The sequence below is a fragment of the Dyella agri genome (assembly GCF_044904705.1).
Taxonomy (GTDB): domain Bacteria; phylum Pseudomonadota; class Gammaproteobacteria; order Xanthomonadales; family Rhodanobacteraceae; genus Rhodanobacter_A; species Rhodanobacter_A agri.
The window spans coordinates 48,982-67,114 of sequence record NZ_JADIKL010000006.1 but is presented as its reverse complement, the minus strand read 5'-3'; the positions used below and the strand labels follow the sequence as shown (position 1 = coordinate 67,114).

Genomic DNA, 18,133 nt, shown 5'->3' with positions numbered 1-18,133 from the left:
CGGCGGCCAGCGACGGACGCGGTTCCTTGCATCGACACTCCCTGAACTGCGGCATCCCGGCCGCAGGCATTCCACTGCCAGATGGAATCAATGTCTGCGGTGTGCCCGCCGCTGCGCGAAAAGCTGGCGCGGCAGGCCCGGTTCGAGGACCAGCAGCAGTGCCAGCGGCGCCACCAGCAGCCAGAGCATCGGCGCCCAACCCAGCAGCGCGGTGTGCGCTGGCACCAAAGTAGTGACGAGCAACGCGCCGCCGCTGGCGAGCCACAACAGGGCGATGCCGAGCAGGCGCTCGTGACGACGCTGGTCGATGGCGGTGGGGCGCATGGCGGCTTCCTCGCTGGACGATGGATGCAGCTTGCCGGGATGCCATCTCAGAACCTGCGACGGTCCGCCTTGCCGTCTCCGGGCAGATTGACGGAAAGGGTCCAGACACGCCGCGCCCCATACAATGACCCCCTACCTCAGGAGCACCGCATGAGCCAGCCCTCCCAGTACGCCGTGTTCGGCCACCCGATCGCGCATTCGCTGTCGCCGCGTATCCATCAGGCCTTCGCTCGGCAACTCGGGATCGCGCTGGAGTACGGCACCATCGATGCCGCGCCGGAGGCCTTCGCCGCGGCAGTGCGGCAGTTCTTTGCCGCGGGCGGCGCGGGTGCCAACGTCACCCTGCCGCACAAGGGCGCAGCGTTTGCGCTGGCGGACGAACGCAGCAAAGCGGCGACACGCGCCGGCACCGCGAACGTGCTCGCGCGCCTGCCCGATGGCCGGCTTGCCGCGCACAACACCGACGGCGCCGGCCTGGTGCGCGATATCACCGACCGCCATCGCGTGGACCTGCGTGGCCACGACGCGTTGCTGCTGGGTGCGGGGGGCGCGGCGCGTGCGGTGGCGTGGTCGCTGCTGGATGCGGGCGTGCAGACGCTCACCATCGTCAACCGCACGCCGGAAACCGCCGACGCGCTGGCCGATGCCATCGGCGAACCCGCCCGCGTGCATACCCGCTACTGGCACGACCTCGCCGAGCTTGGCAGCTACGACCTGATCGTCAACGCCACCTCGGCCGGCGTGTTGGGTGGTGGACTGAAACTGCCGATGTCGCTGGTGGGCGCGCGTGCGCTTTGCTACGACCTTGCCTATGGCGCGGCCGCGATCGATTTCGTCGCATGGGCCAGGGCGGCGGGTGCGCGTTATGCGTGGGACGGCCTCGGCATGCTGGTGGAGCAGGCAGCCGAGGCGTTCGAGCTGTGGCATGGCAAGCGGCCCGATACCGAGCCGGTGTACCAGTCCTTGCGCGCCGGCTGAGCGGCAAAAGCCGTCGACTGCCAGGGATCGTGACCGCAAGAAAACACGCAGCCGGATTTGACCCCGTCTAAAAATCCCGGTGCCAGCATGTCCGGCGCAGGGGGTGACGGGGCTTGCCCGCGATGATTCGAAGCATCATCGGGCAGGTCCGTACGCAAGGGGTAATCACATGCTGTGCATGGGGATGTTCAGTCGTTGCCTGGCCGCCGCCGGGCTGACGTGGTTTGCCTGCAATGCCGTAGCCGCCAACCCGGTCGGCTCGACCAACGTGACCGCCGCCGATCCGATGACGCGATGAAAGGGGATAGAGCCATGTCGACTCGTTTGCATTCTGTTCGGAGCTTGAAACTTCCCATGGCGCAGTGCGCTTTGGCGATGTTGGCGTGCGGCGGTTTCTCGGGTGCTTTTGCGCAATCCCTGACGATCGGCTCGCACAACGTGGCCACGGCTGATCCGACCGTGCCACGGCCACCGACGACGCCTTGCGTCGTTCCGCTGTACACCAACGCGTCGTTCGACAACCCGAGCGGTCCGACGCCGATCAACTACACGCCGCCAGCCGGATGCCCTGGCCCCTGGGAAAAAGTCGTGCTCAGCGTCGATGTCAGCATGCTCGGCACCAATCAGTTCGATCGCACCGGGTCCATCTGGCTGGGTGGCGCGATTCTCTATTTCGGCACCACGCAGGAACCCAGCGTCGCACCGCCCAATGCCACGACCTGGCATATCGAGCGGGATGTGACCGATTACAGCGCGGTGTTCATGGCCCAACAGGCAGGACATTCCGACTTCGTCAACTACGTGGAGGGGCCGTACGACGGCAAGCTCAGCGGTTCGGCGTCCCTGTACTTCTATCCGCGGGTGCATGGCAACGCGCACGAAAATCGTGGCAACGGCCATGGGAATGACGCCGACGATCATCGGCAGCCACGTCCGGATGTCGTGCTGTCGATGAATCCGGATCCGGCGAACGGGACGTATGCCTTGAACACGACCACCGACCAGTACACGGCGAGCTACGCGTCGCTGCCGAGAAACATCGAACGCGCCTACCTGGATGTCTATGCGCAAAGCCAGAGCAACGATGAAATCTGGTACTCCTGCAATCCGAACGATCAGGGGAACCTGAGCTTCTTCGGCTGCAACAACACGGCATTTCGCGAAACCGAAGTCAGCATCGACGGCCAGCCGGCCGGCGTCGCGCCGGTATACCCGTGGATCTACACCGGGGGCACCGGCAATCCTTGGCTGTGGGAGCCCATACCTGGGGTACAGACCTTGTCGTTCGTACCGTATCGCGTCGATCTCACGCCGTTCGCCGGCGTGCTCGATGACGGCAAGCCGCACAGCGTTTCGCTGAGCGTATTCAATGCGAACCAGCACTTCGCCGTGGCCGGCAACCTGCTGCTGTATCTCGATCATGGCTCGAAGCAGGTCACCGGATCGGTCATTTCGAATACCTTGACCGCCGCGCCCGCTCCTCAGGTGGTCGAGAATCTCACCACGGATGCAAACAACAACGTAACCGGCGGGAACATCACCGTCACCTCGAATCGCAAATTCGCCATCACCGGCGTCGTAGCCACCTCGCATGGCGTGGTGCAAACGGTAGTGGCACAGAACGTCGCCTTCTCCAATTCGCAGGACTATTCATTGCCGGCCAACAGCGAAGGCGAGAATATCGTGCAGACCTCGACGGTGGATTCGACGACGACGCGCACCGATGGTCACAGGGCGATTGTTCTTCGCGAGCGGCTCAGCTATCCGCTCAAGCTCAACCTGGGCTTTTTCCAGCAAGCCGACGGAAGCTTCCAGCAATACAGCGACGTGAAGGAACAAGGGTTCAGGCAATCCGTCTCCGTGTTGCCCGGATTTTCCCTGGCTGCTTCGGCCACGCTGGACAATACGTTCACCGGTAACAACACCGTCCTCCTGGGGCCGGCTCCGAACTACCAATTCAACGGGGTGACGGACACGTACAGCAACCAGGCGTATCGCTACAACGACACTTTCGGCGAGTGCTACAGCCGCAAGATCTCTTCGAAGGACAACGCACTCACCGGATGGGTGGATGGCAGCGCGTGCTGGCTGGGTTCGAACAACCTCTCGTGGCGCGATCGTTTTTCGCGATATGCGTCTCGCGCCTACGGAGCGACCGTGCAGCTGTTGCCTTGATCTGGCCCGGGCGTGACGCGGGCAAGCAGGGACCGGGCAATCGGTCCTCGCTTGCCCGGCCACTCCCGGCGGACGTTCCCGGTCGCAGCGGAACAAGTCATCTCGTTGACATGATGCACCGTTAGCTTGCCGCCACGGCCACGGTCGTCCTCGCGGACGGCCGTGGCCATGGTTCCGGTCAGGCGCGGGTGTCATGCAAGCTCTCCTCTCATTCTTCTCCCGTCGCCCGGTATGGCTGGGTGGCCTGGTGCTGTTGGCCCTGCTCGGCGGCGGCTGGTGGCACTGGAACGCCCGTGCCGATGCCGGCCCGGCGCCGGACGACAGCGGCGTCCGCGTCCTGCTCGGGCTCGCCGACGACGCGATGCACGACGGCCGCCGCTTGGCGCCGGTGGGCAGCAACGCATTCGAGTTCTACTTCAGCGTGCTGCAGCTCGACCCGCACAACCGCACTGCGCTGAGCAACCTGCGCGACGCTTTCAAGCCGGGCTGCGCGGACGTGGAGCAGACGATCGCCGCGGGCAATCTCGACGATGCGCAGCGGGAGCTGCAGCTGCTGCGTGCCTACGACGCCGGCAACTACAAGTACGACCCGGCGCACGAGGAGCTCAATGCCAGCGACTACAAGCTGGCCCTGCTTGGCGGCTACCTCGACGCGCAGCGCACCCTGCTTGGCCGCAAGCATGCGGAAGAGGCGGCGGCGATCAGCGCACAGCAGGCGGGCGCAGTCACGGCGCAATGAGCTGAGAACGCTCAGCCGGCGAGGTAGTCGTCCTTCAGTCGCACGTAGTGCGCGGCCGAATACAGCAGCTGTTCGACCTGGGCGTCGCTGAGCATGCGCACGAACTTCGCCGGATTGCCCAGCCACAGCTCGCGCTCGCCAACCACCTTGCCCGGCGGCACCAGCGCGCCGGCGCCCACGAAGCCGTATTTCTTCACCACCGCACCGTCCAGCACGCTGGCGTGCATGCCGATCAGGCAGCCGTCCTCGATGGTGCAGGCGTGCACCACGGCGGCATGGCCGATGGTGACGTCGGCGCCGATCAGGCAGGGATACCCCGGGCCGTAGGGACCGGCGTGCGCCACGTGCACGATCGCGCCGTCCTGGATGTTTGTGCGTGCGCCCACGCGGATGTGGTTCACATCGCCGCGCAGTACCGCGCCGGGCCAGATCGAGACATCCTCGGCCAGCACCACGTCGCCGATCACGCTGGCGGCGGGATCGACGTAGACGCGTTCGCCGAGGACGGGGGCGATGCCCTTGTAGCTGCGTAAGGAGTTCATCCGCCCATTTTAGCCTTGTCGCGAACGTCCTTCTCCCGACGCGAGGGGGCGTCAGGCGTGTTCGGCCTCGAGCACGCGCATCGTCTCGCGGTAACCCGCCTCCACGGCGCGCTGCCAGTCCTTCCAGTCCAACATGCCGATGTGGTCGAGCGGCGGGGTGATCAGCCGCTGCGCCAGTGCGCGGCAGTGCTCGCTGGTCTCCTCGCTGTTGACCATCGCGGCGCGGGTGAGGGTGGAGACCAGGCCCGGCCAGCGCGGGCCGCGGCGCTGTTGCAGCAGCAGGCGCCACCATGGCGGCGTGGCGAAATCCTCGATGCCGCTGCGCAGTTCGATGTCCGCGCGGATGCTCACCGCGGTGAGATGGGCGAGGCCATCGTCGGCCATCACGTCGGTGGGCAGGTTGTCCACCAGCGCGCCGTCCACGTAGACCTCGCCATGGTGCAGCACCGGCGGCAGCACGCCGGGGATCGCGCTGGACGCGCGCAGCCACAGCCACAGCGGGCCGCGCCGGTGCACCACGCGGCCCACGCCGGAGAGGTTGGTGGAGACGCAGAAGAACGGCTCGGCCAGATCCTCGATGTCGATCGCGCCGAACGTCTCGCGCAGCAGGATGGCGGCGCGGCGGCCGCGGGTCAGCGCCACCAGTGGCAGCGTCCAGTCCGACAGCGGACGGCCGCGCACGAAGGCGGCGTGGAATTTGCGCATCAGCGTCGGCGTGTCCCAGCCGTTGGCCACGCCGGCGCCGATGATCGCGCCGATACTGGTACCGCCCACCGCGTCGAAGCTGTGGCCGGCCTCGCGCAGCGCCTTGAGCGCGCCGAGGTGGGCCAGTCCGCGCGCGCCGCCACCGGCCAGCACCAGGCCGCGGCCATGGCCGCTGACCAGCCGCGCCACTCGCGCGATGTCGTCCTCGCCGCGAACGTGGTGGTGCTGCAGTGCCCCGCTGAACTGGGCGCGCCACCGTTGCGCGGCGCCGTGTTGTACGTGGTGGCCGGCATGCAGCAGCAACAGGTGGCGTGGGCGGTGCCGCGCGAGAGAGGGATGGCCGGGCGCCGCTTCCGGCCATGGCCGCGCCGGTTGCGCGGCTCGCGCCGGCAGCAGCAGCACGTCGGCCTGGCGCAGGCAGCGCTGGCGCCACAGCGCGTCGCCGCTGCTGTCGAGATAGATCACGAAGCGCGCTTGTGCCTCGCGCTCGGCGAACCAGTCGCTGCCGCGGCCGGCACCTTGCTCGGCGTCGATCACCATGCAGCTGCCGTGCACCTCCAGCGCCTTGCCCAGCTGTAGCGCCAGCGCGCGCACGGGGACACTGGCATCCACCGGCAGGATCGCGAAGGTGCGGGGCTTGTCCGGCATGGCGTCGCGTCGCTCGTTGCGTAGCAGGCGTTGCATCGCCACCCGGGCCACATCCAGCATGGCGCGCGGATGGTGTTCGATCAGCGCCTCGAACGCGGCGCGATCCAGCCGCAGCAGCTCCGAGTCGCGCAGCGCGCGCACGGCAAGATGGTGCCGGCCGCCGCTGAGCAGGCTGATTTCCCCCACGCATTCGCCGGCGGCGAGCTGGTGCAGCAAGGTCGTGGGGCCGTCGAACACGCCGAGGCTGCCGCTGCGCAGGAGGTACAGCGCGTCGGCCGGCTCGCCGGCCCTGAACAGGTACTGCCCGCCGGGCAGGCACAGCCAGCGCATCTGCCGCCCTAGAGCCACGCGTTGCGTGTCGCCCAGGTGGGCGAACATCGTGGTGCGTCCCATCAGTTCGGCCAGGTCGGTCGGCTGCATGCCACCGATGCTACGCCTCCGTGATGACAGCTGAATCCATCACAAGCCCGCGCTTGATTTCGCCCTGCCCGCTCGCCACGCTTTGCGTCGACAAGGAGCCTTCATGAACCAAGACAATCCGCTGCTGGCCGACGACGCGCTGCCGGCGTTTTCCCGTATCCGCCCCGAGCACGTGGCGCCGGCGATCGATGCCATCCTCGCTGACGACCGCGCCGCCATAGACGCGCTTGCCACCGCCGGCGCGCCGCGCGATTTCGCGCATGTGATGCTGGCCCAGGAACGGTTGGCGCAGCGCCTCAGCCGCGCCTGGGCGCCGGTCTCGCACCTGCATTCGGTGGCCGACAGTGCGGCGCTGCGCGAGGTCTACGGCCCGGCCGAGGAGAAGCTCACCGATTACGGGATCGAACAGGGCCAGAACCGCGCGCTGTATGCCGCGGTGCGGGCGGTGTCCGATACCCCGGCATTCGCCACGCTGGGCCGGCCCGAGCGCGCGCTGGTGGAACACGCCCTGCGCGACTTCAAGCTCTCCGGCGTTTCGCTCGAGGAACCGGCGCGCACGCGTTTCCGCGAGATCGGCGTGGAGCTCAGCAAGCTCTCCACCGAATTCTCCAACGCGGTGCTGGACGCCACCGACGCCTGGCACGAGCACGTCACCGACGAACGCGACCTCGACGGCGTCCCCGAGTCCGGCCGCGCGGTGCTGCGCCAGTACGCCAAGGATCAGGACCTGGACGGCTACCTGGTCACCCTGAAGCAACCCAGCGTGCAGGCGGTGCTCACCTACGCCGACAATCGCGGCCTGCGCGAGCGCGTTTACTGGGCCTACCAGACTCGCGCCTCCGACCAGGGGCCGGACGCGGGCAAGTACGACAACTCCGCGCGCATCGAGCGGATCATGGCCTTGCGCCACGAAGCCGCGAAGCTGCTCGGTTTCGCCAATGCGGCCGAGGAGTCGCTGGCCACCAAGATGGCCGGTTCGCCTACCGAGGTGATGGAATTCCTGCACGACCTCGCCGCGCGCGCAAAGCCGGTGGCGCAGCGCGAACTGGCCACGCTGCGCGAGTTCGCACGCACGGAGCTGGGGTTGGACATGCTGGAGCCGTGGGACGTGGGCTACGCGTCCGAGAAGCTGCGCCAGCAGAACTACGAGCTGGACGAGGAACAGCTCAAGCCCTACTTCGCGCTGCCCGCGGTGATCGACGGGCTGTGGGCGATCGTGCACAAGCTCTACGGCATCAGCCTCGCCCCGCGCGAAGGCGTCGACGTGTGGCACCCCGACGTGCGCTATTACGACGTGAAGGACGCCGACGGCCGCGTGTTCGCCGGCGCCTATGTCGACCTCTACGCGCGCAACGGCAAGCGCGGCGGTGCCTGGATGGATGTGTGCCGCGCCCGCTTCGACGACGACGACGCGAAGCAGCTGCCGGTGGCCTTCCTCACCTGCAATTTCGCGCCGCCTACCGAGGGCCGCCCCGCGCTGCTCACCCACGATGACGTGCTTACCCTGTTCCACGAGTTCGGCCATGGCCTGCATCACCTGCTGACTGAGATCGCGCTGCCCTCGATCGGCGGCATCGACGGCGTGGAGTGGGATGCGGTGGAGTTGCCCAGCCAGTTCATGGAGAACTTCGGCTGGAACCGCGAGGCCCTGGACCTGTTCGCGCGCCACTGGCAGACCGGCGAAAAGCTGCCGGAAGAGCTGTTCCAGCGCATGCTGGCCGCGCGGCATTTCCACGCCGGCCTGTTCCTGGTGCGCCAGCTGGAATTCGCGTTGTTCGACTTCACCCTGCACCTGGGCTATGACCCTGCCGAGGGCGCGCGTGCGATGGCCGTGCTGGACGAGGTGCGCAAGCAGGTGGCGGTGCTGCATCCGCCGGCGTGGCAGCGCTTCCCCCACGCGTTCAGCCACATCTTCGCGGGTGGTTACGCAGCGGGTTATTACAGCTACCTGTGGGCCGAGCTGCTTAGCGCCGACGCGTTTGGTGCGTTCGAGGATGCGGCAAAGGAAACGGGCAGCGTGATCGACCCCGCCAGCGGTGCGCGCTTCCGCCGCGAGGTGCTCGCGGTAGGCGCAAGCCGCCCCGCGCTGGAAAGCTTCATCGCCTTCCGCGGCCGCAAGCCCGAACCGGAGGCGTTGCTGCGCAGCCACGGCCTGCAGGACTGAGGATGCCGGAACCACTCTTGCGCCGCGCCCGTCCCGGCGATGCCGACACCGCCGTACCGCTGTTGGTGGAGGCGCTGGATGCGCTGGCGCTGGAGCTGGCCGGTGCCTCCGCAGCGCACGTGGCGTGGCCGGTGTTCCGCGAGTTGTTCGTGGCGCGCGACAACCGCTACAGCCATGAACACGTGTGGGTGCTGGACGAGGATGGCGTCGTGGTCGCCGCGATGCTTGCCTACGACGGCCGCCGAGAGCCGGCGCTGGCGGCTGCGACGCTGGCGTTGCTGCGTGCGCGCGACCCGTCGCGCGTGCTGCGGCACGAGCCTGAGAGCGCGCCCGACGAGTACTACCTCGACGCGCTGGCAGTGGCCCCGGCGCAGCGCGGCCGTGGACTCGCTGCGCGGTTGATCGAGGCGGCATGTGCCGGGGCGTTCGCAGCGGGCCATGCGCGCGTGGGCCTCCTGGTGGACGAGGCCAAGCCCGGCGTGAAACGGCTTTACCAGACCCTGGGCTTTACCGTGGATGGCGAGCGCATGCTGGCTGGCCGGCGCCACGAGCACATGGCCAGACAGCTGCATTGAGCCGTAAAAGAAAAAGCCCGCCTTGCGGCGGGCTTTCGATGCGGCAATGCGCGGCGGAATCAGACCGCCTGCACTTCCTCAGCCTGCAGGCCCTTCTGGCCGCGGGTCACGACGAAGGTGACGCGCTGGCCTTCCTTCAGCGACTTGAAACCCGTGCCCTGGATGGCGCGGAAATGCACGAACAGGTCCTCACCGCTCTCAGGCGTGATGAAACCGAAGCCCTTGGCATCGTTGAACCACTTGACCGTACCGCTCTGACGTTCCGACATGACACATACCCTTGAAACATGAATGGTTTGCGGTCGAAAGCGTAGGCGCCCGGCCGCAATATGGAGCAGGAAATCCGAGTCCTCCCCGGTCCTTGCCGCCGCGAGCATACATGGAAAACCGTCGTACCGTCGGCTACGGGTACCGACGATTCAGCTGGCGGAGGCCCATACGGGCCTCTCGGCGGGCATCCCGTACAATGCCCGCATGAAGATCGCCTCGTGGAACGTGAACTCGCTGAAGGTGCGCCTGCCGCAGCTGGCGCAGTGGCTGACGGACGCGCAGCCGGACATCGTGGCGCTGCAGGAAACCAAGCTGGAGGACGCGAAGTTTCCCGCCGCCGAGCTGGCCGCGGCCGGCTACCGCACGGTGTTCTCCGGGCAGAAGACCTACAACGGCGTAGCGATCCTGGCCCGCGAGGCGCTGGGCGAATTCGCCGACGTGGTCACTGACATTCCGGGGCTGGACGACCCGCAGCGGCGCATCCTCGCCGCCAGCGTTGGCGGCCTGCGCATCGTCGACCTCTACGTGGTCAACGGCAAGGCGGTGGGCGACGAGAAATATGCCTACAAGCTGCACTGGCTGGAGCGCGTGCGCGAATTCCTCGCCCGCGAGATCGAGCGCCACCCGAACCTGGTGGTGCTGGGCGACTTCAACATCGCGCCGGACGACCGCGACGTGCACGACCCTGCCGCCTGGTGCGAGGACATCCTGTGCTCGCCGCCCGAGCGCGCCGCGCTCAAGGCGATCACCGATCTCGGCCTCACCGACAGCTTCCGGCTGTTCGAATCCGAGGGCGGCCACTACAGCTGGTGGGACTACCGGCAAGCTGCGTTCCGGCGCAACATGGGCCTGCGTATCGACCTGATCCTAGTCGGCGAGGCGTTGCGATCCGCCGCCGTGGCCGCCGCGATCGACCGCGAACCGCGGCGCTGGGAACGCCCCTCCGACCACACGCCGGTGACGCTGCAACTGGATACCTGATGACTACAAGCAAGACCGACTGGCCCAGCTCGCTCACCGACAACGAACTCGACGAACTGGACCGCTACCTGCGCGCCCACGTGAGCGAAGGCGACGGCCGCCTGCTGCTCGACGGCGTGCACGGCCTGCTCAGCGCGTTGGCGGTGGGTCCGCTGGAAGTGCTGCCCGACGAATGGTTGCCCGAGGTGCTGCACGAACCGTTCGCCGATGAGGCCGAAGGCAACCGCGTGCTGGCGTTGCTGGCCAAGCTGAACGACTCGATCAGTGCCGAGCTCGACGTGGATGCCTACGAGCCCATCCTCGGCGAGATCGACACCGAAACCGGCCCGCAGCTCTCCGCCGGCGGCTGGTGCGAGGGCTTCAGCCGCGGCATCGACCTGCGCGCCGCATTGTGGGAAAGCCGCCTCGCCGATGATCCGCAGCTGATGGAGCTGCTCGGCCCGGTGATGGCGCTGGCGGTGGACGACGGCGTGCTCAGCGCCGACGCCGAATTCGAGAAGCTTAGCGACGAGGAGTACGACGAGTGCCTCTCGCAGGTGCCCTCCGTACTCGACGCGGTGAACCAGTACTGGCAGACCAAGCCCGTCACCGAAGCCGAGCTGGAGGCGATGGTGCAGCGGCACACCGAGCCTGAAAACGGCGACAGCGCGCCACCGCGCCACCGCAGCGGACACTGGGTGCATTGAGCTAGCCGCGCCGCGGTTAGCCCGCAGGTCACGGATGGGCGGCACGTCGGCCGACCGCCGGCGATAGGCCGGATGGAACCCGCTCCGGTTGCAGACCGGACCGGGGCGGGCGAGTCGGGAAAGCGCATCTCGACCATCGAACACGGCGTTGCCTGGACCCCTGTCCACAACGCGAAACAATCCGTTCCCGCCGAGGCGCTTGGATAAAGCGTTGCGCGCGCGCATCTTGGCGGCATTCCATCTATGGGAGCATTGCCATGAGCGAACGTCGCATTCTCCGCCGCATCCGCGGCACCGACACCTCCGACGGCGCAGGCGTGAAGCTGAAGCGCATCATCGGCCAGCCGGGGCTGGATATGCTCGACCCGTTCCTGCTGCTGGACGAGTTCCGTTCCGACAGCGCCGACGACTACATCGCCGGCTTCCCCGAGCACCCGCACCGCGGCTTCGAGACGGTCACCTACATGCTGGCCGGCCACATGCAGCACGGCGACAACCACGGCAACCGCGGCGACCTGGTGCCCGGCAGCGTGCAGTGGATGACCGCCGGGCGCGGCATCCTGCATTCCGAGATGCCGCAGCAGGAAAACGGCCTGATGTGGGGCTTCCAGCTGTGGGTGAACCTGCCCGCCAGCGACAAGATGACCGCGCCGCGCTACCAGGACATCGGTCCCGAACGCATTCCCGTGGTGCATCCGGCCGACGGCGTGACGGTGAAGGTGATCGCCGGCGAGCTGGGCGGTGCCACCGGCCCGGTGGCCGGCATCGTCACCGCGCCGGTGTATCTGGACATCGCGGTCGAACCGGGCGCGCAGCTGGAGGTTCCGCTGCCGGAAGGCCATCACGCCTTCGCCTACGTGTTCGACGGCACGGATGCCCAGGTGGCCGGTGAAAAGCTCGCGCGCAGCGAGCTGGCGGTGCTGTCGCCGGGCGGAACCGTGCGCATCGGCGGCAGTGATGCGCCGGCACGCGTGCTGCTGGTCGCGGGTCGCCCGCTCAACGAGGCGGTGACGCGCTATGGGCCGTTCGTGATGAACACGCCCGAGCAGATCCACGAGGCGATCGCCGATTTCCGCGCCGGCAAGTTCTGACGCGCCGCGTCCACAGCTGCCCCGGCTTCGCCGGCCGGGGCCTTGCGCCTGCCGGCATCGCGCCACCCGCGCTGCCGATCGCGAGCGGCAAAAGCGGACCGGATCGACAGCCAAGGCGTGACCGCCAGCGCGGATACGCAGCGTGGCCGGCCGAGCGCGCCCTCGTAGCGGCCGGCTGGTACGTCCGATGCTTGTCCTTCAGTCGAGTCAGCCAGTGCCGACACAGATAGTCGACACAGGTGCTTGCAAGACGCGCGGCATCGGCGTTAAATAAAAATTAATCTTCAGTGTTCAAATCGCTGTATACTGAACTTCCAGTCAAATCACAGCATTTAATAGATAACCTGCTGATTTTAAAGCCATGTTAGCCCTGATTTTCACCGCCGCTCTCAGCCTGCTCGCGCTTGCCGCGATGGCGGTGAAGCATGTGCCAGCCGGGCAGGTCTACAGCCTGCACCGCCACGGCAAGCCGGTGCGCCTGCTGCAGCCGGGTACCCACGTGGTGCTGCCCTTGCTGGACCGGGTGGCGCATCGCATCGATCTGGGCGGCCGCGTGCTGCGTTTCGAGGAGCCCCTGGCCGATGCGCGCGACGTGCGTGGCACCGTCTACTGGCAGGTGCTGGAGCCCGAGCGTGCTGACGCGGTGATCGAGCAGGCCGACCAGTTGATCCGCCGCGGCGCGCTGGAAGCGCTGCATGGCGAGGCCGAAACGGCTGCGAACGACCGCCGCGTGCTGGGCCAGCAGCTCAAGCAAAGTCTCAACGGCATGCTGCGCGCGCGCGGCGTGATGGTGACCCGGGTGGAGCTGGATTTCGCCTGAGGCACTGCACACTTCCGCAGGCTGCCCAAGAGCGCCGCGCGACAGGGGCCTTAAGCAAGCCTTGAACCCGCCTCCCGGCGGGTTTTCCTTTTTAGCAGTGCGGCCAGGGATGGCCGCCCGTTTGATTTTCGCGATCATGGAAGATCGCAAGAATGCAGAGCGGCGCAGTCATGGACCGCCGCCCCTTCGATCCTGGCGATCGCGGATGATCGCAAGGCCCGTTCTGCCGGATACTGGCCGGCCCACCCCAGCCCTGGATTCCGCATGATCGCTCGCGCCGCCCTGCAGCAACGCCTGGAACAGGGCATCGTCGCGCTCGGCCTCACCCTGCCCGCCGGCGCGGTGGAGCGCCTGCTCGACTACCAGGCGCTGCTCGAGCGCTGGAACGCGGCCTACAACCTCACCGCGATCCGCGATCCGGCCGAGATGGTCACCCGCCACCTGCTCGATTCGCTGGCGATCCTGCCCTACGTGAAGGGCGACACGCTGGCCGATCTCGGCACCGGCCCCGGCCTGCCCGGCATACCGCTGGCGATCGCCGCGCCAGGGCGGCAGATCCTGTTGGTGGACTCCAACGGCAAGAAGGTCCGTTTTCTGCGTGAGGCGATCCGCGCCCTGCAATTGGAGGGCGTGCGCGCCGTGCAGTCCCGGGTGGAGGAGGTCGAGGGCAGCTTCGACTGCATCACCGCGCGCGCTTTTGCCAGCCTCGCCGACATGCTGGCCTGGGGCGGGCACCTGCTGGCGCCCGGTGGCAGCTGGCTGGCGATGAAGGGCAAGGCGCCGGACGAGGAACTGCCAGGCGTGCCGCCCGGCTTCGTGGTGCGTGGCATCCATGCGTTGGCGGTGCCCGGGCTGGACGCCGAGCGCAGCCTGGTGGTGCTCGGCCGGACGGACGACTGAACCCGGGCGACGCGGCCTGCTAATCTAGGTCCCCTTTCGGGCACACGATCGACGACATGGCACGCATCATCGCTGTCGCCAACCAGAAGGGCGGCGTCGGCAAGACCACCACGGCAGTAAATCTCGCGGCGGCGCTGGCCGCGGCGAAGCGTCGCGTACTGCTGGTCGACCTGGACCCGCAGGGCAACGCCACCATGGCCTCCGGCGTGGACAAGCACGCGGCGCGCCCGAACGGCTGCGCGGTGCTGCTGGAAGAGGCCACCGTGGCCGACGCCGTGGTCGCCACCGAAGGCCACTATGACGTCCTGCCCGGCAACGGCGACCTCACCGCCGCCGAGCTGAAGCTGATGGACACGTTGGCGCGCGAGCATCGGCTGAAGGAGCAGTTGGCTACGGTGGCCGGGCGCTACGACACCATCCTGATCGACTGCCCGCCCTCGCTGAACCTGCTCACGCTCAACGCCCTCACCGCTGCCGACGGCGTGCTGATCCCGGTGCAGTGCGAATATTTCGCGCTGGAAGGCCTCTCCAGCCTGCTGGAGACGGTCAAGGCAGTGCGCCAGCGGCTGAACCCGAAGCTGGAGATCGAAGGTCTGCTGCGCACCATGTACGACGTGCGCAACAACCTTGGCAACGAGGTCTCCGCCCAGCTCACCACGCATTTCGGCGACAAGGTGCTGCGCTCGATCATCCCGCGCAACGTGCGCCTCGCCGAGGCGCCCAGCCACGGCCAGCCGATCCACCTGTACGACCGCAGCTCGCGTGGCGCGATCGCCTACATTGGCCTGGCCGGCGAGGTCATTCGCCGCGAACGCGGCCTGCCGCCGGCACCGGTCGAAGCGACCGATCCGGCCGACTTCACCGACCCGCCGGCGCCGGGAGTGCACGGCGCGGTACTCAAGGCGCCTGCCGCCAACCATCACGATTGAGGCTGAGGAATGGCTGCAGCGAAGAAACGGGGACTGGGTCGCGGACTGGACGTGCTGTTGGGTGGCGATGGCGCCGCCGCGCCGGTGCTGGAACAGGAAGGCGAGCTGCGCACGCTGCCGATCCAGCAGATCCAGCCCGGCAAGTACCAGCCGCGCCGCCACTGGAACGACGAGGCACTGGACGAACTGGCCGCCTCGATCCGGGCGCAGGGCCTGATCCAGCCCGTGGTGGTGCGTGCCATCGGCAAGCACCAGTACGAGCTGATCGCTGGCGAGCGCCGCTGGCGCGCGGCCCAGCGCGCGCAGATGAGCGAGATTCCCGCGCTGGTGAAGGAGGTACCGGAAGTCGCGGTGCCTGCGATGGCGCTGATCGAGAACATCCAGCGCCAGGACCTCACCCCGCTGGAAGAGGCCGACGCGCTGAAGCGCCTGATCGGCGACTTCGACCTCACCCACCAGCAGGCCGCCGACGCAGTGGGCCGCTCGCGCGCCGCGGTGTCCAACCTGCTGCGCCTCACCGAGATGCCGGAGCCGATCAAGAAGCTGCTCGATGAGAGCAAGCTGGAGATGGGCCACGCCCGCTGCCTGCTCACCCTGGACGAGTCCATTGCCGTACCGTTGGCCCGCCAGGCGGCGACGCTGGGCTGGTCGGTGCGCGAGCTGGAGGACGCCGCGCGCCGCGCCCAGGCCGCGCCCAAGGGCAAGGCCAAACGCAGTGCCGCGCGGGATCCCAACATCGACGCGCTGGAACGCGAGCTGGGCGAACGCTTCGCCACCCGCGTTGAACTCGCCACGGGCAGCGGCGGTCGCGGCAAGCTGGTGATCCACTACCACAGCAACGACGAGCTCGAGGGCATCCTCGGCAAGCTGCGCTGAGGCGCCCCTTGCATCGTTCATCCTGAGCGCGGGTTCGAAGCGCCGGCGTCGAAGGGCAGCCCTTCGACGCCGCTTCGCTGCGCTCAGGGCAAACGGCAAGGCGCCACGCATTCCTGCGTTGTCCATCCGCATCGGCGATAATGCCGCCTGACCGTTTCCGGACTGGCCCCATGCCCCAGCTCTCCGTCGTCGTCCCCGTGTTCAACGAACGCGACAACATCCCGCCCCTGCTCGCCGAGATCGCCGCTGCGCTGCGCGGCAAGGTCGACTACGAGGTGATCTACGTCGACGACGATTCCGCCGACGACAGTCGCGCCGTGCTCGATGCGCAGAAGGCGCAGCACCCCGAGTTGCGCGTGCTGCACCACGTCACCCGCAGCGGCCAGAGCACCGCGGTATGGAACGGCGTGCGCGCGGCGCGCGGCGCGTGGATCGCCACGCTGGACGGCGACGGCCAGAACGATCCGGCCGACATCCCGAAACTGCTCGCCGCGCGCGACGCCGCAGTGCCTGAGGTGAAGCTGTTCGCCGGTTGGCGCACCACGCGGCGCGACAGCTTCAACAAGCGCATCTCCTCCAAGATCGCCAACGCCGTGCGTTCGCGCATGCTCAGGGATGCCACGCCCGATACCGGCTGCGGACTGAAACTGTTCGAGCGCGAAGCGTTCCTGCGCCTGCCCTATTTCGACCACATGCACCGCTACCTGCCCGCGCTGGTGAAGCGCGCCGGCTTCCAGAGCACCAGCGTGCCGGTGGGCCACCGGCCGCGTACCGCAGGCGTCTCCAAATACGGCATGCTCGATCGCCTGTGGGTAGGCCTGGCCGACCTGCGCGGTGTGGCCTGGCTGATGCGCCGAGGCAAGGTAACCAGGGTCGAAGAGCTCTGATCTGCGTACGCCCGCACGGTGATGCGGGCGTATGCTTGGGTGCATTCCCATCTGGGAGTGCAGCATGAGCATTGCCGTGAAACGCGTCTATGAGCCACCGGCGAAATCCGACGGCTACCGCGTGCTGATCGATCGCCTGTGGCCGCGCGGACTGAAGAAGGAAGACGTGCCGCTGGACCTGTGGGCCAAGGAGCTGGCGCCATCCACCGCGCTGCGCCAGTGGTTCGGCCACGATCCGGCGCGTTGGGAGAGCTTCCGCCACCGCTATGCCGGCGAGCTGGACAAGCACGCCGAGTACTGGCGCCCGCTTGCCGAACACGCGGCGCGGCACACCGTCACCCTGCTCTACGGCGCGCGCGACGAGGAGCACAACAACGCAGTGGCGATGAAGGCCTATCTGGAACACTGGCTGCACACACACGGGCCGCGCTGACGATTCACTGTTCGGGCGTGATTGCCTGCGGCCAGTGCGCCAGCGATGCGCGGGCCTGCTGTCGTCCGAGTTCGATCAGTTCGCGGGCGCGGTAGAACTCGTAGGGGCTGGCCATGTTGCGCGGCAACTGGATCAGTAGGTCCGGTTCGTAGGCGGCGAGGCGCAGCCGCGACAGGTTCGCCTGCATCAGATCCATCGCCTGGGTGAGCAGCTCCAGCGCACCGGGTTCGCGTGGTGCGTCGCCGTTGCCACCGTGCGAGATCAGCCGGCCGATGAAGCTGCCGATGCGCTGGCGGTAGCCCGGCACGTCGGCCGTTTCCTCGCTGGGCGGTATCGTCGGCACCGGTTCGCTGGCCGCACCGTCCACGCTCACCGCGATCAGGTAGTCCGCCGGCTCGCGGATCAACGGCGTCACCGGCACCGGATTGAGCAGGCCGCCGTCCACCAGCCGGCGGCCGCCGATGTGGTGCGGGCGGAATACGGTGGGGATCGCGATCGAGGCGCGGATCGCGTCGAACAGCGAGCCGCGCGACAGCCACACCTCCCGCTCGCGGTCGATGTCGGTGGCTACCGCGGTGAACGCCAGCGGCAGCTCTTCGATCAGCGCATCGCCGATCAACCCGCGCAGCGTGCCGATGATCTTCTCACCCTTGATCAGGCCGCCGCCGGAAAAAGTCCAGTCCACCAGCCTGAGCACGTCGAACTTGGCCAGCGCGCCGACCCAGTCGCGGTAGACGTCGAGCTTGCCCATCGCGTGGATGCCACCGATCAGCGCGCCCATCGAGCTGCCGGCGATCGCGGTGATGCGGTAGCCCTGCGCCTCCAGTTCCTCGATCACGCCGATGTGCGCCAGTCCCTTGGCGCCGCCGGCGCCCAGCGCCAGCGCCACGGTAGGTTGGCGCCGCGCGCTACCAGTTTCGGTGGAGAGTGGCGTGCTCATGCGGACATTCTGCCGCGGATCGCGGTGAATGCGGCATGCATGCGTTTTGC

20 protein-coding genes are annotated in these 18,133 nt (G+C 67.8%); 15 read left to right on the top strand and 5 right to left on the bottom strand.

The window, feature by feature from the left end; genetic code table 11:
• Positions 1–87: 87 nt before the first annotated feature.
• Entirely contained in the window at positions 88–324 is a 237-nt protein-coding gene (locus tag ISP14_RS11995) for a hypothetical protein (protein WP_404540054.1), read from the bottom strand.
• A gap of 150 nt (positions 325–474) precedes the next feature.
• On the opposite strand from ISP14_RS11995, the gene aroE reads away from it, so the two are divergent.
• The 4 genes from aroE to ISP14_RS11975 all read left to right on the top strand — a co-directional run bounded on the left by aroE (position 475) and on the right by ISP14_RS11975 (position 4,216).
• Positions 475–1,302 carry a shikimate dehydrogenase gene (aroE, locus tag ISP14_RS11990; RefSeq protein ID WP_404540051.1) on the top strand — a complete coding sequence of 276 codons (828 nt, stop codon included), beginning with the start codon at positions 475–477 and terminating at the stop codon, positions 1,300–1,302.
• Positions 1,303–1,471: 169 nt separating this feature from the next.
• Positions 1,472–1,600, top strand: coding sequence for a hypothetical protein (locus ISP14_RS11985; protein WP_404540048.1), 129 nt, complete (start codon positions 1,472–1,474; stop codon positions 1,598–1,600).
• A 14-nt stretch (positions 1,601–1,614) separates the two neighbouring features.
• The gene (locus ISP14_RS11980; RefSeq protein WP_404540045.1) at positions 1,615–3,477 is read left to right on the top strand and encodes a peptide-N4-asparagine amidase; all 1,863 of its coding nucleotides are present in this window, start codon (positions 1,615–1,617) and stop codon (positions 3,475–3,477) included.
• A 193-nt stretch (positions 3,478–3,670) separates the two neighbouring features.
• Positions 3,671–4,216 carry an energy transducer TonB gene (locus ISP14_RS11975; protein ID WP_404540043.1) on the top strand — a complete coding sequence of 182 codons (546 nt, stop codon included), beginning with the start codon at positions 3,671–3,673 and terminating at the stop codon, positions 4,214–4,216.
• A gap of 11 nt (positions 4,217–4,227) precedes the next feature.
• Here the strand turns inward: ISP14_RS11975 and ISP14_RS11970 are convergent, their stop codons facing one another.
• A complete protein-coding gene (locus tag ISP14_RS11970; RefSeq protein ID WP_404540040.1) occupies positions 4,228–4,758 on the bottom strand; it encodes a gamma carbonic anhydrase family protein in 531 nt (176 codons plus the stop codon).
• A 51-nt stretch (positions 4,759–4,809) separates the two neighbouring features.
• On the bottom strand, positions 4,810–6,531 hold the full coding sequence (locus ISP14_RS11965) for a patatin-like phospholipase family protein (RefSeq protein WP_404540038.1): 1,722 nt from the start codon (positions 6,529–6,531) through the stop codon (positions 4,810–4,812).
• Between the two features lie 103 nt (positions 6,532–6,634).
• On the opposite strand from ISP14_RS11965, the gene ISP14_RS11960 reads away from it, so the two are divergent.
• Entirely contained in the window at positions 6,635–8,695 is a 2,061-nt protein-coding gene (locus ISP14_RS11960) for a M3 family metallopeptidase (protein WP_404540035.1), read from the top strand.
• A gap of 2 nt (positions 8,696–8,697) precedes the next feature.
• Positions 8,698–9,270, top strand: a complete 573-nt coding sequence (locus tag ISP14_RS11955) for a GNAT family N-acetyltransferase (protein ID WP_404540032.1) — start codon at positions 8,698–8,700, stop codon at positions 9,268–9,270.
• Between the two features lie 59 nt (positions 9,271–9,329).
• Here the strand turns inward: ISP14_RS11955 and ISP14_RS11950 are convergent, their stop codons facing one another.
• Entirely contained in the window at positions 9,330–9,539 is a 210-nt protein-coding gene (locus ISP14_RS11950; protein ID WP_404540029.1) for a cold-shock protein, read from the bottom strand.
• Positions 9,540–9,744: 205 nt separating this feature from the next.
• On the opposite strand from ISP14_RS11950, the gene xth reads away from it, so the two are divergent.
• The 9 genes from xth to ISP14_RS11905 all read left to right on the top strand — a co-directional run bounded on the left by xth (position 9,745) and on the right by ISP14_RS11905 (position 17,143).
• Positions 9,745–10,521 carry an exodeoxyribonuclease III gene (xth, locus tag ISP14_RS11945; RefSeq protein WP_404540026.1) on the top strand — a complete coding sequence of 259 codons (777 nt, stop codon included), beginning with the start codon at positions 9,745–9,747 and terminating at the stop codon, positions 10,519–10,521.
• Positions 10,521–11,207: a YecA/YgfB family protein gene (locus ISP14_RS11940; protein ID WP_404540023.1), complete on the top strand. Its 687-nt coding sequence runs from the start codon at positions 10,521–10,523 to the stop codon at positions 11,205–11,207. Before xth ends, ISP14_RS11940 begins: the two co-directional genes overlap by 1 nt.
• Before the next feature lie 257 nt (positions 11,208–11,464).
• Complete coding sequence (locus tag ISP14_RS11935; RefSeq protein ID WP_404540020.1) at positions 11,465–12,298, top strand: pirin family protein; 834 nt, start codon at positions 11,465–11,467, stop codon at positions 12,296–12,298.
• 361 nt (positions 12,299–12,659) lie between these two features.
• The gene (locus tag ISP14_RS11930; RefSeq protein ID WP_404540017.1) at positions 12,660–13,118 is read left to right on the top strand and encodes an SPFH domain-containing protein; all 459 of its coding nucleotides are present in this window, start codon (positions 12,660–12,662) and stop codon (positions 13,116–13,118) included.
• A 264-nt stretch (positions 13,119–13,382) separates the two neighbouring features.
• A complete protein-coding gene (gene rsmG, locus ISP14_RS11925) occupies positions 13,383–14,018 on the top strand; it encodes a 16S rRNA (guanine(527)-N(7))-methyltransferase RsmG (protein WP_404540014.1) in 636 nt (211 codons plus the stop codon).
• Between the two features lie 56 nt (positions 14,019–14,074).
• Positions 14,075–14,947 (top strand): ParA family protein, encoded by an 873-nt coding sequence (locus tag ISP14_RS11920; protein ID WP_404540011.1) that lies wholly within the window; start codon positions 14,075–14,077, stop codon positions 14,945–14,947.
• A gap of 9 nt (positions 14,948–14,956) precedes the next feature.
• A complete protein-coding gene (locus ISP14_RS11915) occupies positions 14,957–15,823 on the top strand; it encodes a ParB/RepB/Spo0J family partition protein (RefSeq protein ID WP_404540008.1) in 867 nt (288 codons plus the stop codon).
• Positions 15,824–15,993: 170 nt separating this feature from the next.
• The gene (locus tag ISP14_RS11910; protein WP_404540005.1) at positions 15,994–16,710 is read left to right on the top strand and encodes a glycosyltransferase; all 717 of its coding nucleotides are present in this window, start codon (positions 15,994–15,996) and stop codon (positions 16,708–16,710) included.
• A 64-nt stretch (positions 16,711–16,774) separates the two neighbouring features.
• Positions 16,775–17,143, top strand: a complete 369-nt coding sequence (locus ISP14_RS11905; protein ID WP_404540002.1) for a DUF488 domain-containing protein — start codon at positions 16,775–16,777, stop codon at positions 17,141–17,143.
• Positions 17,144–17,147: 4 nt separating this feature from the next.
• Here the strand turns inward: ISP14_RS11905 and ISP14_RS11900 are convergent, their stop codons facing one another.
• Positions 17,148–18,083 carry a patatin-like phospholipase family protein gene (locus ISP14_RS11900; RefSeq protein ID WP_404539999.1) on the bottom strand — a complete coding sequence of 312 codons (936 nt, stop codon included), beginning with the start codon at positions 18,081–18,083 and terminating at the stop codon, positions 17,148–17,150.
• Positions 18,084–18,133: the final 50 nt, after the last annotated feature.

Bases quoted from the DNA above. Each gene is read 5' to 3' on its own strand.
- ISP14_RS11995 (WP_404540054.1), bottom strand. From the start codon at position 324: ATGCGCCCCACCGCCATCGACCAGCGTCGTCACGAGCGCCTGCTCGGC.
- aroE (WP_404540051.1), top strand. From the start codon at position 475: ATGAGCCAGCCCTCCCAGTACGCCGTGTTCGGCCACCCGATCGCGCAT.
- ISP14_RS11985 (WP_404540048.1), top strand. From the start codon at position 1,472: ATGCTGTGCATGGGGATGTTCAGTCGTTGCCTGGCCGCCGCCGGGCTG.
- ISP14_RS11980 (WP_404540045.1), top strand. From the start codon at position 1,615: ATGTCGACTCGTTTGCATTCTGTTCGGAGCTTGAAACTTCCCATGGCG.
- ISP14_RS11975 (WP_404540043.1), top strand. From the start codon at position 3,671: ATGCAAGCTCTCCTCTCATTCTTCTCCCGTCGCCCGGTATGGCTGGGT.
- ISP14_RS11970 (WP_404540040.1), bottom strand. From the start codon at position 4,758: ATGAACTCCTTACGCAGCTACAAGGGCATCGCCCCCGTCCTCGGCGAA.
- ISP14_RS11965 (WP_404540038.1), bottom strand. From the start codon at position 6,531: ATGCAGCCGACCGACCTGGCCGAACTGATGGGACGCACCACGATGTTC.
- ISP14_RS11960 (WP_404540035.1), top strand. From the start codon at position 6,635: ATGAACCAAGACAATCCGCTGCTGGCCGACGACGCGCTGCCGGCGTTT.
- ISP14_RS11955 (WP_404540032.1), top strand. From the start codon at position 8,698: ATGCCGGAACCACTCTTGCGCCGCGCCCGTCCCGGCGATGCCGACACC.
- ISP14_RS11950 (WP_404540029.1), bottom strand. From the start codon at position 9,539: ATGTCGGAACGTCAGAGCGGTACGGTCAAGTGGTTCAACGATGCCAAG.
- xth (WP_404540026.1), top strand. From the start codon at position 9,745: ATGAAGATCGCCTCGTGGAACGTGAACTCGCTGAAGGTGCGCCTGCCG.
- ISP14_RS11940 (WP_404540023.1), top strand. From the start codon at position 10,521: ATGACTACAAGCAAGACCGACTGGCCCAGCTCGCTCACCGACAACGAA.
- ISP14_RS11935 (WP_404540020.1), top strand. From the start codon at position 11,465: ATGAGCGAACGTCGCATTCTCCGCCGCATCCGCGGCACCGACACCTCC.
- ISP14_RS11930 (WP_404540017.1), top strand. From the start codon at position 12,660: ATGTTAGCCCTGATTTTCACCGCCGCTCTCAGCCTGCTCGCGCTTGCC.
- rsmG (WP_404540014.1), top strand. From the start codon at position 13,383: ATGATCGCTCGCGCCGCCCTGCAGCAACGCCTGGAACAGGGCATCGTC.
- ISP14_RS11920 (WP_404540011.1), top strand. From the start codon at position 14,075: ATGGCACGCATCATCGCTGTCGCCAACCAGAAGGGCGGCGTCGGCAAG.
- ISP14_RS11915 (WP_404540008.1), top strand. From the start codon at position 14,957: ATGGCTGCAGCGAAGAAACGGGGACTGGGTCGCGGACTGGACGTGCTG.
- ISP14_RS11910 (WP_404540005.1), top strand. From the start codon at position 15,994: ATGCCCCAGCTCTCCGTCGTCGTCCCCGTGTTCAACGAACGCGACAAC.
- ISP14_RS11905 (WP_404540002.1), top strand. From the start codon at position 16,775: ATGAGCATTGCCGTGAAACGCGTCTATGAGCCACCGGCGAAATCCGAC.
- ISP14_RS11900 (WP_404539999.1), bottom strand. From the start codon at position 18,083: ATGAGCACGCCACTCTCCACCGAAACTGGTAGCGCGCGGCGCCAACCT.